The 16,210-nt window shown below is 58.9% G+C and carries 17 protein-coding genes; 15 read left to right on the top strand and 2 right to left on the bottom strand.

What is annotated here, in order from left to right; translation table 11 throughout:
- Positions 1-4 precede the first annotated feature (4 nt).
- The 10 genes from BFV97_RS12865 to BFV97_RS12820 all read left to right on the top strand — a co-directional run bounded on the left by BFV97_RS12865 (position 5) and on the right by BFV97_RS12820 (position 9,768).
- Positions 5-949 (top strand): ABC transporter permease, encoded by a 945-nt coding sequence (locus BFV97_RS12865; protein ID WP_069300791.1) that lies wholly within the window; start codon positions 5-7, stop codon positions 947-949.
- On the top strand, positions 946-1,779 hold the full coding sequence (locus BFV97_RS12860; RefSeq protein ID WP_069300790.1) for an ABC transporter permease: 834 nt from the start codon (positions 946-948) through the stop codon (positions 1,777-1,779). Before BFV97_RS12865 ends, BFV97_RS12860 begins: the two co-directional genes overlap by 4 nt.
- Entirely contained in the window at positions 1,776-3,368 is a 1,593-nt protein-coding gene (locus BFV97_RS12855; RefSeq protein WP_069300789.1) for an ABC transporter ATP-binding protein, read from the top strand. The genes BFV97_RS12860 and BFV97_RS12855 overlap by 4 nt, the downstream gene beginning before the upstream one ends.
- On the top strand, positions 3,368-4,825 hold the full coding sequence (locus tag BFV97_RS12850) for an aldehyde dehydrogenase family protein (RefSeq protein ID WP_069300788.1): 1,458 nt from the start codon (positions 3,368-3,370) through the stop codon (positions 4,823-4,825). The genes BFV97_RS12855 and BFV97_RS12850 overlap by 1 nt, the downstream gene beginning before the upstream one ends.
- 21 nt (positions 4,826-4,846) lie before the next feature.
- Positions 4,847-5,260, top strand: coding sequence for an acyl-CoA thioesterase (locus BFV97_RS12845; RefSeq protein WP_069300787.1), 414 nt, complete (start codon positions 4,847-4,849; stop codon positions 5,258-5,260).
- Positions 5,253-6,419 carry a winged helix-turn-helix domain-containing protein gene (locus tag BFV97_RS12840; protein ID WP_069300786.1) on the top strand — a complete coding sequence of 389 codons (1,167 nt, stop codon included), beginning with the start codon at positions 5,253-5,255 and terminating at the stop codon, positions 6,417-6,419. The genes BFV97_RS12845 and BFV97_RS12840 overlap by 8 nt, the downstream gene beginning before the upstream one ends.
- Positions 6,420-6,539: 120 nt before the next feature.
- Positions 6,540-7,151, top strand: a complete 612-nt coding sequence (locus tag BFV97_RS12835) for a glutathione S-transferase family protein (protein ID WP_069300785.1) — start codon at positions 6,540-6,542, stop codon at positions 7,149-7,151.
- Between the two features lie 51 nt (positions 7,152-7,202).
- The gene (locus BFV97_RS12830; protein ID WP_069300784.1) at positions 7,203-7,949 is read left to right on the top strand and encodes an SDR family oxidoreductase; all 747 of its coding nucleotides are present in this window, start codon (positions 7,203-7,205) and stop codon (positions 7,947-7,949) included.
- Entirely contained in the window at positions 7,949-8,968 is a 1,020-nt protein-coding gene (locus tag BFV97_RS12825) for a P1 family peptidase (RefSeq protein WP_069300783.1), read from the top strand. Before BFV97_RS12830 ends, BFV97_RS12825 begins: the two co-directional genes overlap by 1 nt.
- Positions 8,968-9,768, top strand: a complete 801-nt coding sequence (locus tag BFV97_RS12820) for an alpha/beta fold hydrolase (protein ID WP_069300782.1) — start codon at positions 8,968-8,970, stop codon at positions 9,766-9,768. The genes BFV97_RS12825 and BFV97_RS12820 overlap by 1 nt, the downstream gene beginning before the upstream one ends.
- Positions 9,769-9,813: 45 nt before the next feature.
- On the opposite strand, the gene argF is transcribed toward BFV97_RS12820, so the two are convergent.
- Together argF and BFV97_RS12810 are read right to left on the bottom strand one after the other, a co-directional pair.
- Positions 9,814-10,740 carry an ornithine carbamoyltransferase gene (argF, locus tag BFV97_RS12815; RefSeq protein WP_069300781.1) on the bottom strand — a complete coding sequence of 309 codons (927 nt, stop codon included), beginning with the start codon at positions 10,738-10,740 and terminating at the stop codon, positions 9,814-9,816.
- Positions 10,737-11,915 carry an aspartate aminotransferase family protein gene (locus BFV97_RS12810; protein WP_069300780.1) on the bottom strand — a complete coding sequence of 393 codons (1,179 nt, stop codon included), beginning with the start codon at positions 11,913-11,915 and terminating at the stop codon, positions 10,737-10,739. Before BFV97_RS12810 ends, argF begins: the two co-directional genes overlap by 4 nt.
- A gap of 331 nt (positions 11,916-12,246) precedes the next feature.
- Here BFV97_RS12810 and BFV97_RS12805 point away from each other — a divergent pair, with 331 nt between their 5' ends.
- From BFV97_RS12805 to BFV97_RS12785, 5 genes are all read left to right on the top strand, one after another.
- The gene (locus tag BFV97_RS12805) at positions 12,247-13,119 is read left to right on the top strand and encodes a DMT family transporter (protein ID WP_069300779.1); all 873 of its coding nucleotides are present in this window, start codon (positions 12,247-12,249) and stop codon (positions 13,117-13,119) included.
- A gap of 191 nt (positions 13,120-13,310) precedes the next feature.
- Positions 13,311-13,895, top strand: coding sequence for a GcrA family cell cycle regulator (locus BFV97_RS12800; RefSeq protein ID WP_069300778.1), 585 nt, complete (start codon positions 13,311-13,313; stop codon positions 13,893-13,895).
- Between the two features lie 12 nt (positions 13,896-13,907).
- Entirely contained in the window at positions 13,908-14,264 is a 357-nt protein-coding gene (locus BFV97_RS12795; RefSeq protein ID WP_069300777.1) for a glyoxalase superfamily protein, read from the top strand.
- Positions 14,265-14,389: 125 nt separating this feature from the next.
- On the top strand, positions 14,390-14,842 hold the full coding sequence (locus BFV97_RS12790; protein ID WP_069300776.1) for a DUF1178 family protein: 453 nt from the start codon (positions 14,390-14,392) through the stop codon (positions 14,840-14,842).
- Positions 14,843-14,957: 115 nt separating this feature from the next.
- Positions 14,958-16,208, top strand: coding sequence for an aspartate kinase (locus BFV97_RS12785; protein ID WP_069300775.1), 1,251 nt, complete (start codon positions 14,958-14,960; stop codon positions 16,206-16,208).
- Positions 16,209-16,210 lie beyond the last annotated feature (2 nt).

Below are 16,210 nucleotides of genomic sequence, written 5' to 3'. Positions count from 1 at the left end.
CTTCATGCTGCGCTATATCCTCTCACGACTACAGTCGCTTGTCCTTAGCCTGATTGTTGCATCCATAGTGATTTTCGCAACGGTTGAGGTCGTCCCCGGCGATCCGGCGAGCTTTATGCTCGGGATGAATGCCCAAGCCGACACTATCGCGGCGCTGCGCGAACAGCTTGGGTTGGATGTACCGGTCTGGCAACGCTACCTGCACTGGGCGACCGGCTTGCTCGGGGGGGATTTCGGCACGTCCTATACCTATCGCACACCAATTTCCGAGATGATCGCAGAGCGGCTCTGGATCAGCCTGCCACTGGCAATTTACGCGCTGACCCTTTCCACGCTGATCGCCTTTCCCGCCGGTATTCTGGCGGCAACGCGGCGTGGTTCTGCCACGGATGTCGGGGTGATGGGCCTTACCCAACTGGGCGTGGCAATCCCGAATTTCTGGTTTGCCATGCTGATGGTTCTGGTCTTTGCGATCAACCTGCGCTGGTTTTCCGCAGGCGGCTTTCCGGGGTGGGACAATCCGTTACTGGCGATCAAGGCGCTGACCCTGCCCGCGATTGCGCTTGCCCTGCCCCAAGCCTCTATTCTGGCGCGGGTCATGCGCTCGGCGCTGCTCGATACATTGTCCGAGGATTACGTGCGCACCGCCCGCGCCAAGGGGCTGACACGCCGCCAGACCCTGTGGCGTCATGCCCTGCGCAATGCGCTTATTCCGGTGCTGACTATCATCGGGCTGCAATTCTCCTTTCTGATGGCCGGTGCCATTATCATTGAAAACGTCTTTTTCCTGCCCGGACTGGGGCGACTTGTGTTTCAGGCGATCAGCCAGCGGGATTTGATCGTGGTTGAAAGCGTGGTGATGCTGCTGGTCTTTGCCGTGATCCTCGTCAATTTTGCCGTTGATATTGCCTATGCCATCGTAGACCCGAGACTGCGGGGCACCCGATGAAAGCGCTGCTTTTTAACCGGAACTTTGCAATCGGCCTGCTGTTAACTGCGGTTTTTGTGGCAGGCGCCCTGATTTCCTTTGTCTGGACCCCCTATGACACCAGCGGCGTCGATATTGCCAACAAGCTGAAAAAACCGCTGAGCGACGGCTATCTGCTTGGAACCGATCATTTCGGACGGGACATCCTGTCGATGATCATGGTGGGTGCGCGGACTTCTATTGCGGTGGCTTTTGTGGCGGTGGGGATCGGGATCGTGATTGGCGTGCCTCTCGGACTGGCGGCGGCGGCTTCCAAAGGATCCCTGATGGACGAGATCATCATGCGCTCCAATGATCTGGTCTTCGCTTTTCCATCGCTGGTGATTGCCATCCTGATCACGGCGATATTCGGCCCGTCTGCCCTGAATGCAATCATCGCCATCGGGATTTTCAACGTGCCGGTTTTCGCGCGGCTGACCCGGGGGGCGGCGCTGTCTTTGTGGCAGCGGGATTACATCCTGTCTGCTCGTGTCGCGGGCAAGGGTCCGGCGCGGATTTCGTTTGAGCATATCCTGCCAAATGTCACCAACCTGCTGATCGTCCAGGGCACAATCCAGTTCTCGCTGGGTATTCTGGCAGAGGCCGGCCTGTCCTATGTGGGTCTTGGCGCACAGCCCCCGATCCCGTCATGGGGGCGGATGTTGGCGGAATCCCAGACCATGATTTCCTTTGCCCCCCATATGGCCCTGTTGCCCGGCCTGGCCATTGTCTTTACCGTTCTCGGGCTGAACCTGATGGGGGACGGGCTGCGGGATGTGTTTGATCCTCGTATCCGGCGGGAAAAAAGATGAGCTTGCTGTCCATTTCCAACCTCAACCTGTCAATCGGTAAGAAACCGATCCTGCGCAATGTCTCTTTGTCGGTGGCTGCGGGCGAAATCGTCGGCATCATCGGAGAGAGCGGCTCTGGCAAGTCCATGACCGCCTATTGCGTGACGCAACTGCTCCCCGAGGGGCTGACGGCGACCGGCGACATCCGCTTTAACGGTCAGGACATTCTGGCCACCAGCGAAGCAGGCATGTGCGCCATTCGTGGGGCAGAGATTTCAATGGTGTTTCAGGAACCTATGACCGCGCTAAACCCTGTGCACACCATCGGGCAGCAGGTGGCCGAAACCATTCTGATCCATGAACCCCAAACTTCAAGGTCCGAGGCACTGGAACGGGCGCGGGATGCGCTGAACCGTGTGGAACTGCCTGCGAACCGTTTCCCGTTGTCCCGCTACCCCCATGAGATGTCCGGCGGCCAGCGTCAGCGGGTGGTGATCGCTATGGCCATTGCTTTGCGCCCCAAACTGCTGATCGCGGATGAGCCGACCACCGCGCTTGATGTAACCACGCAGGCGGAAATCCTGACCCTGCTGACCCGCCTTGTGCGCGAAGACGGGATGGGTCTGATGATCATCACCCATGATCTGGCGGTGGTGGCGGATATGGCCGATCATATCCACATCATGCAAAAGGGACAGGTGGTTGAAAACGGTCCCGCAGACCGGCTGTTCCAGACCATGCAGCACCCCTATTCCAAAGCCCTTCTTGCAGCGTCTTCCCATGTACCGGAGCGCGAACAGCCCCAAGGAGAAGCGCCCTTGCTGGAAGTGCGCCATGTGGTGCGCGACTATCCCCTGCCACGCAGTGCCCTGTTTACAAAACCCGAGAGCTTTCGCGCCGTGGATGATGTGTCCTTTACCATCCGCAAAGGTGAGAGCCTTGGGTTGGTCGGGGAAAGCGGTTGTGGCAAATCCACCCTGACACGGGCCATTCTGGGGCTTGAGGAAATTCAGGACGGGGAAATCCTGCTGTCCGGCGAACCTGTGTTTACCGGCAAGAAACCCAACCGCGCGGTGCGGCGCAAGATGCAGGTGGTGTTTCAGGACCCCTACGGCAGCTTTAATCCCCGCCACCGTGTGGACCGGCTCATAACGGAACCGTTTCACCTGCTCGATTCCGCACCGTCAGATCGTGAGGACCGGATTGCAGAGGCCTTGCGCTCTGTCGGGCTGACACCGGATGATGCGTTCAAATACCCCCATGAATTTTCCGGTGGCCAGCGCCAGCGGATCGCCATTGCCCGCGCCCTGATCATCAAACCCGAACTGATCATACTGGATGAAGCGGTTTCAGCCCTTGATGTGTCGATCCGCGCACAGATTCTCGATCTGCTGGCAGAACTTTCGGAAAGCCACGGGCTGACCTATCTGTTTATCTCGCACGATTTGTCGGTGGTGCGTTCCATCACAGACCGTGTTCTGGTAATGCAGCACGGAAAAATCGTCGAACAGGGCGAGACGCAGAGCGTCTTTGACAACCCCACCGACATCTACACACAAACCCTAATTGCAGCCGCCCCGCGTCTGCCTGAAGACCTGAGGAATTTCTGATGCCCCTACCCCCCGATCTGTGGTTCGATCCAACCAAATGTTTCATAAACGGTGAATGGGTTGCCCCGCTGGGCGGCGAACAACTGGGCCTGACCGACCCGTCTACCGGCGATGAAATCGGGACGATTGCTCGGGGCACGGCCGAAGATATCGACGCGGCCGTCGCCGCCGCACAAGCTGCACGCAAGGGCGAATGGGGCCGGATGCCTGCGTTTGAACGGGGGCGCATTCTGGCCAAGCTCGGCCAGTTGATCCTGACCAAGACCGAAGAACTCGCCCGTCTGGAATCCACCGATGTGGGCAAGCCGCTGACACAGGCCCGCGCCGATGCTGTGGCGATGGCCCGCTATATGGAGTTTTATGCCGGTGCTGCGGACAAGGTCCACGGCGAAACCATCCCCTATCTGGACGGCTACACGGTGTATACCCTGCGCGAACCCCACGGGGTAACGGGGCATATCGTGCCGTGGAACTATCCCATGCAGATCATCGGGCGCTCTGTCGGGGCGGCGCTGACAATGGGCAACACCTGTGTTTTGAAACCGGCGGAAGAGGCGTGTTTGACAGCGCTGGCTTTTGCCGATCTGGCCCATCAGGCCGGTCTGCCTGCCGGCGTGTTGAACGTGGTGCCCGGCCTTGGCGCCGAGGCCGGCGCTGCGCTATCGTCCCATAAAGGCGTGCATCACATGTCCTTTACCGGATCGGTTGCAACCGGCGTGCGCATCCAGACGGCAGCGGCGCAGAATGTTATTCCCGTCACGCTGGAACTGGGCGGCAAATCCCCGCAACTGGTGTTTGACGATGCGGATATTGACGCCGCCCTGCCGTTTCTGGTGAACGGCGGCATCCAAAACGCCGGTCAGACCTGTTCGGCGGCTTCTCGTATTCTGGTGCAGCGCGGCGTCTACGACGAGGTGCTGGCGAAAATGGCGGCAAAATACGGCGAATTGCGCGTTGGTCCGGCCCTGTCTGATCTGAACGTTGGACCGTTGATTTCGGCCCGTCAGAAACAGATCGTCTCCGGTTTCCTCAATAAAGGCCGCGATCTGGAAACCGCAGCGCAGGCTGTGATTGTCGATGACGCACCAGAGGGCGGGCATTACGTGGCCCCGACCCTGTTTGCCGGTGTCAGCGCCGATCACACGCTGGCGCAGGACGAGATTTTCGGCCCCGTACAGGTGGTCATTCCGTTTGACAGCGAAGAGGAAGCGGTCGCGATTGCCAATGGCACAGATTACGGGCTGGTGGCTTCGGTCTGGTCACAAAACGGCGCACGGCAGATGCGACTTGCCAAGGCGATTGATACCGGACAGGTGTTCCTGAACAACTACGGCGCAGGCGGCGGTGTCGAACTGCCGTTTGGCGGTGTCGGCAAATCCGGCCACGGGCGGGAAAAAGGATTTGAGGCGCTGTTCGGATTTTCCAAACTGAAAACCGTCGCGGCCCTGCACAGGTGAACGCAGAGCTTGGACAACCGGATGAAAACCCTTCTGAACACCCATTCCTTTACCGTCCGCCCCTCTGATTGCGATCCACTTGGCCATATGAATGTGGCGCGGTATCTCGACGGGTGCTCGGACGCCGGTTTCAACATCCAAGCCGCATGGTCACTGACGCCTCAGGACATCCGTGACGGGCGGCAACTGGCCTTTGTTGTGGTCAACGCCAATTCCAATTTCATCCGCGAATTGCATATTGGTGATACGGTGAATATCCAATCCGAGTTGATCAGGATCGGGGGCAAATCCTGTCAGGTCTGCCACCATTTCATGAAGGGCGACACGGAGGTGTTTAACTCAACCTTCACCTTGGTTCTGATGAATCTGCAAACCCGCACCGCCGAGCCGATCCCCGATGATCTGCGCAAGGCCATGCAAGAGGCCCATGCTTAGGATCAGCAACAAACAGGCCCGTGCGCTCTGGCTGCACAGCAACGGCCTGTCTGCCAGCCCGACAGGGCCATTGGATGTGATGCAAATGATCCGCGATCTGGGCTTTGTCCAGATCGACACCATCCGCAACGTCACCCGCGCCCATCACCATATTCTGTGGTCCCGCAACCGGAACTACCGCGAAAACATGCTTTGGCCGTTGCTTGGCAAGCACCGTGAAATCTTTGAACATTTCACCCATGACGCCTCGCTGATCCCGATGGAGTTTTATCCCATGTGGGCCCGACAGTTCCGCCGCTGGGGGGAACGGGTGGCCCGCGCCCCGTGGTATCAGTCCGGTCTGGCGCAATCCGCCAAACAGGAGATCCTGCAACGGATCAAATCCGAGGGCGCCCTCTCCACCCATGCCTTTGACACCAAGATCGAAGGCCCGCGGGAAATGTGGGCACGACCGCCCCATAAAAAGGCGCTGGACCAGATGTGGTACGCGGGGGAGTTATCCACCTGCTTCCGTGCGAATTTCATCAAATACTACAACCTGACCGAACGGGTGGTGCCTGCCCATTTGCGCGAACCGACCTGTGATGACAGGGGCCAAATCGACTGGCTGTGCCAAAATGCGCTAACGCGGCTGTCTTTTGGCACCCAAGGCGAAATCCAGCGTTTCTGGGAGGCCATGAACGCCAGCGAAACCCGCGCCTGGGTTGCAGGCCAGCGCGATCTGTTTCCGGTGGAAATCGAACTGGCCGATGGCTGTCTCTATCCGGCCTTCGGCACGCCTGACATCGAGGAACGCCTTGCAGCCTGCCCGACGCCGGGCAGCATCCTGCGACTTCTCAACCCGTTTGATCCGGCCATCCGAGACCGCAATCGCCTGAAACGCCTGTTCGGGTTTGACTATGTAAACGAGATGTTCGTCCCCGCCGCCAAACGCCGCTGGGGATATTACGTTTACCCGCTCCTGGAGCGGGACCGCTTTGTCGGAAGAGTGGAGTTAAAGGCCGATCGCAGCAAGAACTTCATGCAAGTGACAGGGTTCTGGCCTGAACCAAAGGTGGCTTGGGGACCACCGCGCCTGCGTAAACTCGACAGTGAGTTAACCCGCTTTGCACGGCTGGCAGGTATCACGCAGATCGACTGGATTGCGCAGCGCCCCTGAAGGCAAAGCGCAGCCCTCTCGCAGACAGTTTCCTAACGTCGCTGGGCGGAATACTGACACACCGGGCTTGCAATCCGGCCTCGATGGGCGGAACCATAGGCCAAACAAGGGAAAAGCGAAATGATCACAGTTCACCACCTGAACCGCTCGCGCAGCTTGCGCATTCTCTGGCTCCTGGAGGAGCTGGGGTTGGATTATCAAGTCACCCGCTATGAACGGGATGCAACGACCAACCTCGCCCCGCCCGAACTTCTGGCCCTGCATCCTCTGGGGAAAAGCCCGATGGTGGAAATGGACGGTCGGTTGATCTGTGAATCCGCCGCCATTGTCGAAGCGATCTGCGCGAAACACGGCCCCGATCTGGTGCCTGCACGGGACAGTGACGCCTATACCACCCATATGGAGCTGATGCATTTTGCCGAAGGCTCGGTGATGATACCGGTTCTGCTGAACCTCTATACAGGGCGGCTCGGGGATGCGGCAGCCCCCTTGCAGCCACGGATCCAGTCTGAATTAACCAGCCACTTTTCCTATATGGAACAAATGCTTCGCCCCTCGGGTCATTATGTGCTCGACGACCTTTCCGCCGTTGACATCATGCTCAGCTTTCCGGCAACAGTTGCCATGCGCATGGGGCGCGGTGCAGATTTCCCCAAACTGTCCGCCTTCGTGGACTGGATGAAGAACCGGCCCGCATTCCAGGCGGCACTGGCCAAGGGCGGCGGGGACTGAACCCGGCGCCCCAACCCGTTTTCACAAGATCAAGACACAGGAATAACACACATGAAACTTGCAGGAAAAACCGCGATCGTCACAGGCGCTGCGTCCGGCTTTGGCGCCGGGATTGCAGCCAAGTTCATCGAAGAAGGCGCGCAGGTTCTGCTGGCAGACATTAACGGCGACGGCGCTGCCGAAACCGCGCAGTCGCTGGGGGAGAAGGCTTCGGGCTGTCAGGCGGATGTCGGCTCGCCTGACTCTGTCAAAGCCATGATGCAAACCGCGGTCGAGCGGTTCGGCAAGCTGGATATCCTTGTGAACAACGCCGGTGTGACCCATCTGCCCGCACCGATGGAAGACGTCAGCGAAGAAGATTTTGACCGTGTGTTCAAGGTAAACATGAAATCCATCTACCTCGCCGCCCGATTGATTGTACCCCATATGAAAGCTAACAAGACAGGCGCGATCCTGAACATCGCCTCAACCGCCGGTGTCAGCCCGCGCCCGAACCTGAACTGGTACAACGCCTCCAAAGGCTGGGCGATTACCGCGACCAAGGCTATGGCGGTCGAACTCGCCCCGTTTGGCATCCGCGTCAACGCATTGAACCCGGTCGCCGGAGAAACCCCGCTGCTGAAATCCTTTATGGGCGAGGATACCCCCGAGGTACGTGCGAAATTCCTCTCGACCATCCCGCTCGGCCGGTTCTCTACCGCGCAGGACATGGGCAATGCTGCCAGCTTCCTGTGCTCTGACGAGGCGTCAATGATCACCGGCGTTGCGATGGAAGTGGACGGCGGACGCTGCATCTGATGCAGGTGGGGCCGCGCAATCTGATCACGGATGTTCCCGGCCTCAGGGTCGGGAACGCCCAGGATCACAACCTGAAATCCGGCACAACCGTCCTGTTGGGCGATGCGCCTTTTGTCGCCTCTGTTTCGGTCATGGGCGGTGCCCCCGGCACGCGAGAGACCGACCTTTTGGAACCCGACAAACTGGTCGGGCAGATCGACGCGCTGGTGCTTTCGGGGGGGTCGGCCTTCGGGCTGGATGCGGCTACGGGCGTGCAGGAACGGCTGCGCCAGAACCGGCGCGGCTTTGAGATCGGGCCGGCAGTCATTCCTATCGTGCCAGCGGCAATCATCTTTGACCTGCTGAACGGCGGTGACAAAGACTGGGATCGAAACCCCTACTATAATCTCGGGCTACAAGCCTATGACACTGCGTGCGAAAACTTTGATATTGGCACCGCAGGGGCCGGTACTGGTGCCTTATCTGCCATGCATAAAGGCGGGCTCGGGTCCGCGTCATATGTGCTCGACAGCGGACACACTGTCGGGGCGCTGGTCGCGGCAAATCCGATTGGCGCTGTCACCCAACCCGACAGCCGCCACTTCTGGGCCGCACCGTTTGAATTGGACGGCGAATTTGGCGGCTTCGGCGTCAGCCCGCAAACCGGCATCACAAGTCCCGCACCCAGCCGCAAGGTTGCGGCCATGTCCCGTTTTGGCACGGTTCCCCACGCCGCCCCGACCAATACCACCATCGCCATTGTCGCCACGGATGCACCGCTCAGCAAAGCCGAATGCAAACGGCTAGCGACGGCGGCCCATGACGGTATGGCCCGCGCGATCATGCCAAGCCACACGCCCCACGACGGCGATCTGATTTTTGCGCTCTCCACCAACTCCCGCACCGCCGAGCCGCCTGCCGACCTGATGTCCCTTGGCAACGCCGCCGCCCACTGCCTGTCCCGCGCCATTGCCCGCGCGATCTATTGCGCCACTCCGGCTGACGGGGATCTTCTCCCCTGCTGGCAGGAGGACACCTGATGCCGATACTCCCCCGCCCTGATGTCGATCTGTACTATGAAATCTCGGGCGAAGGTCCGCCGCTGCTGTTGATCCCCGGTATGTTATCCGACAGCGCAAGCTGGCTGCCAGTCGTCCCGCTGCTCAGCCCTCATTTCACCCTGATCCGCGTGGATAATCGCGCCACGGGAAGGATGCAGGATTGCGGTCCCTTCACACTGGCGGATTGCGTAGACGACATCGCTGCCCTGCTTGACCACCTTCACCTGACAGACGTTCACGTTGCGGGTCATTCCATGGGTGGTTTCCTGACGCTGATGCTGGGTGAACGCGCACCGGACCGCCTTGCATCGGTTAGCCTGATGACCTCCGCCGCCATCAACGCTCCGCGCAACGTCCTGCTGTTTGAACAGGCCCTTGCCATGCGCCAGAACACCAGCCTGCCCGAAGGCTACTGGCTGCGCACCCTGTTCCCGTGGTTCATGTCGCCTGCGTTTTTCAGCAATCCGGCGAATCTCGATGCTGCCATTGCCGCGTCGCACGCCTATCCATTTGCCCAGACGCCCGGCGCGATGGAATTGCAACTGAACGCCCTGACCGGATTTGACGCATCAAAGCATGTCCGCCCCCTGCCCTGTCGCGGGCAGGCGCTGCTGGGTGCCAACGACCTTCTGTTCCCCGAAACGGATGCCCGCGAGGCGCTCGGCGCATTTGCCGACATCAGCATCACGACAGTTCCGGACGCCGCCCATTCGATTCATTGGGAACAACCCCGCAAAGTAGCAGAGGCGCTCAGGTCTTTTGCCCTGAACGCCCCCTGATTTCTTCTGGCTAAAAATATCCCCGCGCGGAGCGCAGGAAAATCCTTATACCCCCAGACAGTGCCGCATCACGGCTTTCTGCGCGTGCAGCCTGTTCTCCGCCTCGTCAAAGATCACGGATTGCGGGCCGTCCATGACAGCGCTGGTGACTTCCTCGTCGCGGTGGGCAGGCAGGCAGTGCATGAACAGCGCATCCGGCTTGGCCTGTGCCATCAGCGCCTCGTTCACCTGATAGGGCCGCAACTGGTTGTGCCGCCGCTGGCGCGACGACTGATCGTCATGCATGGACAACCATGTGTCCGCCACGATCAGGTCCGCGCCTTCAACCGCCTTGCCTGCGTCCCGCTCGATGGTCACATTGACCCCCTGCTCCCGAGCCAGTCCGACGAATTCTGCTTCAGGGTCCAGACGTTCCGGCCCCGAGAAGGTAAAGTCGAACCCGAACTGCCCTGCAGCGTGCAGGAAAGAGGCGCAGACATTGTTGCCATCCCCCATCCAGACCACTTTCTTGCCTTTGATCGACCCGCGATGTTCCTCATAGGTCATCACATCCGCCATGATCTGACAGGGGTGGGTGCGGTCGGTCAGACCGTTGATCACCGGAACGTCGGAATATTCCGCCAGTTCCAGCAGGATGCTTTCGTCAAAGGTGCGGATCATGATCATATCCACATAACGCGACAACACCCGCGCCGTATCCGCAATGGTTTCACCGTGGCCAAGCTGCATTTCCGCACCCGACAGCACCATCGTCTGCCCGCCCATCTGGCGCACGCCCAGATCAAAGGACACCCGCGTGCGTGTGGAAGGTTTCTCAAAGATCAGCGCAACCATTTTATTGGCGAGCGGCTGTTCCGCGTCCGGTGTGCCTTTGGACTGGCCAAGGCGGGCCTGTTTCATGGTGTTGGCCTGATCCAGAATATTCCGCAGAACGGCTTTGTCGGTTTTGTGGATGTCCAGAAAATGGGTCATTGTGCTGCCTTCAGTTGTGTTGCGGCCTGATCCAACAGATCGACGGCCTGACCGATCTCGGCCTCGGAAATGTTTAGCGGCGGCAACAGGCGGATGACATTGTCCCCACCCGGAACAGTCAGAATACCCGCGTCATAGCCTGCACGCACCACGTCAAGATTGGTGACTTTGCATTTGACGCCGATCATCAGACCAAGCCCCCGCACTTCTTCAAAGATATCGGGATGGCTTGCCACCAGCCCTTCGAGTTTCTGGCGCATCAGACCTGATTTTTCGAGGACTTCCCCCAGAAATTCCGGTGTGGCGACAATATCCATCACCGCACCGCCCACAGCACAAGCCATCGGGTTGCCGCCATAGGTGGACCCGTGCGTCCCTGCAACCATCCCGCTGGCCGCCTCTTGCGTGGCCAGACAGGCGCCAAGCGGAAAGCCCCCGCCGATGCCTTTGGCCACGGCCATAATGTCAGGGGTCACGCCGGACCATTCATGAGCAAACAGCTTGCCTGTCCGCCCCATACCGCATTGAATTTCGTCAAAGATCAGCAGCAGGCCATGTTCGTCACATAGCGCGCGCAGCTCTTTCATCTTTTGATCCGATACGGGCACAATGCCGCCTTCTCCCTGCACCGGTTCAATCAGGATTGCCGCAGTTTCCCCGTCAATCGCGCCGGAAAGGGCCGCATCGTCGTTCACGTCCACATGCACAAAACCCGGCAGCATGGGACCAAACCCTTTGGTCAGCTTTTCTGCCCCTGCAGCAGCGATCATCCCCAGAGAGCGGCCATGAAAACTGTCATTAAAAGCAATGATCTTGTACCGTTCGGGCTGGCCCTTGTGGCTGAAAAACTTCCGCGCCATTTTCACCGCGCATTCCATGCTTTCGGTGCCGGAGTTGGTAAAAAACACCGTGTCGGCAAAGGTCGCCTCCACCAGTTTTTCCGCCAGCGCCTGCTGGTTGGGGATCTGGTAAAGGTTCGAGGTATGCCAGAGCTGGGTTGCCTGATGTTGCAGAACCTCCACCAGCTTGGGGTGCGCATGGCCAAGCGCGTTCACCGCGATGCCTGCCCCCATATCGAGAAAGCGGCGGTCCTGATCGTCCACCAGCCAGCTTCCTTCGCCTTTGACAAACGTCAAAGGAGCGCGCGCGTATGTAGGCAGAACTGCGGGGATCATCAGGATTTTCCTTTTCTTAAAAATGAAGCCAATCCGTGCCGGATTGGAAGCATCGAGTCAATTGTGGATAGAGGGTTGGTTCAAACAAACGAAAACGGGCCCGCGGGTGGGGCCTTTTGGACGTTAGCGTCGGCGTCGCGACGAAAAAGGGACGTTTGGTAAGAACATGCCAACGGGCATAGGGGCAGTTTTACGTCTTGTCCAGTAAAGATCGCCATACCCGAAGCGATGCCTTCTGTATTGTTTCGTTTGCGGCTGGCAGGCGGTTGCTGCTTGCAGAACGCAGGGGCGCGGGATAGGTCCGTTGCACTTCTGACATCAGGTTATTTTCATGGCACCCGTTGCACATAATCCAAAACGCGCTGCTGTTATGATCCTGCTGGCTGCCAGCCTGATCGCAAGCACCACGATCGTGGCGAAATACCTTGGCACACTTGGCACACCACTGCACCCGTTGCAGGTCTCGGCGGGACGGTTTGTCTTTGCCTTCCTCGCGCTGCTGGCGTTTTCGGCGGTGACACGGCCGAAAATATCCAACCCGCAGGTCGGTTTGCATCTGGGGCGCTCCTTGTTCGGCTGGATGGGGGTTACGCTGATGTTTACTGCGGTTGCGCGGATTCCGGTCTCGGACGCCACCGCGATCAGCTTTCTAAATCCGGTCTTCGGCATGATGCTGGCCATTCCCATATTGGGAGAGAAAGTCGGCAAGTGGCGCTGGTCGGCTGCCGCTATCGCCCTGTGTGGCGCGGTCATCCTGTTGCGACCGGGGGCTGGCAGTTTCCAGCCCGCAGCCCTGTTTGCCCTTGTCGCCGCCCTGTTCATGGGGTTGGAGGTGGTCCTGATCAAGCTGTTGTCGGGGCGCGAACCACCAATGCAGATCCTGCTGTTCAATAACGGAATGGGCGCAACCCTTGCGCTGACCGCCGCTTTGTTTGTCTGGACAGCGCCCAGTTGGGACCAGTGGATCGGCCTGTGTCTGATCGGCCTGTTGATGGTCTGTGGTCAGGCGCTGTTCATTCAGGCCATGCGCAGCTCGGAGGCGTCTTTTGTGTTGCCGTTTTCCTATTCCACACTGGTTTTCGCAGCGCTCTACGACTTTTGGGCCTTTGGTGCACGCCCCGACGCAATTTCAGTCACGGGTGCGGCAGTGATCCTTGGCGGGGCTGTACTTCTGGCGTGGCGGGAGATGCGGATCAAATCCTGAACCGCCATCACCGCCTTCCGCTGCCCCGTTTATGCGGCATTTTCGGTATATCTCCGCCTTTATGAAACACGCAGTTTCCTTTCGGCTTGTCATCAATCTGTGAGACGGTAGAATGACGTCTGACCAGAAAAATAGCGCCAGCCCCCGTGCGGTGCAGGGGAATGCCCCGGAAATGACTGTGGAGTGATACGATGTCCTGGACTGATGACCGCGTAGAAATGCTGAAGACCATGTGGGGCGAAGGCAAAAGCGCCAGCCAGATCGCCAAGGAACTGGGCGGCGTAACACGCAACGCCGTGATCGGTAAGGTGCACCGTCTGGGCCTGTCCAATCGCGCAGCCCCTGCCAAAACCGTCAAGGAAAAACCTGCGGCAAAAGAGGCGGCCAAGCCCAAAGCGACCCCGAAGCCCGCTACGGAAACGGCAGCAGAACCTGCAGCCGAGGCAGCACCCGCACCCAAGGCCGCCGAAAAACCCGTCAGCCTGCCTGCACGCAAACCGATTATCACCGCCGGACAACCCCTGCCCCCGCAGCCGTCCAATTCCGAAATCAGCGCAGAGGCTCTGGCCACGGTTGCCGAAGTGGAAAAGAAGGCCAAGAAGCTGGTGCTGATGGAATTGACCGAACGCACCTGCAAATGGCCGATCGGTGATCCGGCGACAGATGATTTCTGGTTCTGTGGTCTGGGTGTGCAAACCGGCAAGCCATATTGCGAAGCCCATAACGCCGTTGCCTTCCAGCCGATGTCCGCCCGCCGGGACCGCCGCGCCCGTTAAGGACGGCAGTAGATGCGCGCCTGCATCCCGATCCTGCGCATGTTCAACGAAAAACATGCGCGGGAATTTTATCTGGACTATCTCGGTTTCAAGGTCCGTTTTGAACATCGGTTCAGCGACGATGCCCCCCTTTATATCGGCATTTACCGCGGCGATTGTGAAATCCATCTGTCCGAACATCACGGAGACGGCTCTCCGGGAGCCCGCATTCGCATCGGTGTTGAGGATATCGAGAGCTTTCACAGCAGCCTTGATCCTGCCTATAAATACGCCCGTCCCGACATTCACACGCAATCCTGGGGGATGCGCGAAGTCATGATTGCAGATCCTTTCGGCAATACGATTGTCTTCTGTCAGGACCGTATCTGACGAATACACAAAGCCGACGCGCAACCGCTTGTTAACAGATGATTGACCTTCCACGACGAAGCTGAATATTGTCATTGCAATCCAACGCCCTAAGTTAGGTATAGGGTACAGATACGAGCCAGGACATGATTACCTACACTTTGAAATGCGAACACGGCCATACGTTTGATAGCTGGTTTCAATCGGCAAAGGCGTTTGACAAGCTTCATGCCGCTGACATGGTGACATGCGCGGTTTGCGGTGCCTTGGGCGTTGAAAAGGCGGTTATGGCCCCCCGCGTGCGCCCGGCCCGTGATGCGGCCCTGCGCCCTGCCACACCGGAGCCTGCCAAGACCGCCGGACCGCTTTCTGCGCCCGCTTCTCCGGCGGAACAGGCGCTGGCAGAACTGCGCAAGATGGTTGAGAAAAACTCTGAAAACGTGGGCGAGAATTTCGTAAAAGAAGCCCGCCGTATCCATGAAGGTGACGCGCCGGAGCGGTCTATTTACGGCAAGGCCAATCCGGATGAAGCCAGAGCGCTGATCGAGGAAGGCATTCCTGTCGCACCGCTGCCGTGGGGAAACCGCAAAACCAACTGATTTCCCCGCTTTCCGGACCGGAGTAAGCCCCCGTCGCATCCCTTTTCTCTTTCCCTTGGCGGCCAAGCGGCGTACAAGACGCGCGAATTGTTAACAGCCGTGGACCCACCCCGATATGCCCAGATTGGTAATGAAATTTGGCGGAACGTCAGTGGCCGATCTGGCCCGGATCGCCAACGCCGCAGATAAAGTGCGACAGGAAGTCGAAAACGGCTATGAGGTCGTTGTAATTGTCTCCGCCATGTCCGGTAAAACGAACGAGCTGGTAGGCTGGGTGCGCGACAGCGCCCCCGAAGACGGCATTTATGACCGTGCCGAATATGACGCCGTTGTCTCCTCCGGTGAAAATGTCACCTCCGGCCTGATGGCATTGCGCCTGCAGGCGATGGGGGTTCCGGCCCGCAGTTGGCAAGGCTGGCAGGTGCCGCTGAAATGTACCGGAAAACACGAAAGCGCACGGATTGATGCGATCCCGACAGAAAACCTCGACGCGTCCTTCGCTTCGGGCTGTAAGGTTGCTGTGGTCGCCGGATTTCAGGGCGTGATGGATGACGGACGGATCGCCACCCTTGGGCGGGGCGGTTCGGACACGACGGCTGTCGCCTTTGCAGCCGCGCTCGACGCGGAACGCTGTGACATCTACACAGATGTGGACGGGATCTACACCACCGACCCACGCATCGTGTCGGACGCCCGCAAATTGCACCGCATTTCTTACGAGGAAATGCTGGAACTTGCATCGCTTGGGGCGAAAGTCCTGCAAACCCGTTCTGTCGAACTCGCCCGCTCCTACCGCGTGCGCCTGCGGGTTCTGTCCAGTTTTGAAGACGATATATCTGCCGACGTTGGCACACTTGTATGTTCAGAGGAAGAAATCATGGAAAACATTCGCGTTGTTAAGGGCGTGGCCTACTCTCGTGACGAAGCCAAGATGACCCTCGTTTCTGTCGCAGACCGTCCCGGTGTGGCCGCTGCAATCTTTGGTCCGCTGGCGGATGCCGGTGTGAACGTAGATATGATCGTGCAGAACATCTCTGAAGACGGTCGCACCGACATGACCTTTTCCTGCCCGACAGATCACGTTCCCCTTGCCGAAGCCGCCATGCAGGCCGCTGCGGACGCAGGAGAGTTGAACTACCGCGATCTGATCACCGATAAAAATGTCGCGAAAATCTCGATCGTGGGCAACGGCATGCGCTCGCAAGCCGGTGTTGCCAAGAAAATGTTCAAAATTCTGGCCGATGAAGGCGTGAACATTCGGGTCATCACAACCTCCGAGATTAAAATATCTGTGCTGGTCGACCGGAAATATATGGAACTGGCCGTCCGCGCACTGCATGATGAGTTCGAACTCGCAGTGGAATAGGC

It is taken from the genome of Neptunicoccus sediminis (genome assembly GCF_001719615.1).
Taxonomy (GTDB): Bacteria; Pseudomonadota; Alphaproteobacteria; order Rhodobacterales; family Rhodobacteraceae; genus Amylibacter; species Amylibacter sediminis.
This window is presented reverse-complemented; position numbering and strand designations above follow the sequence as displayed.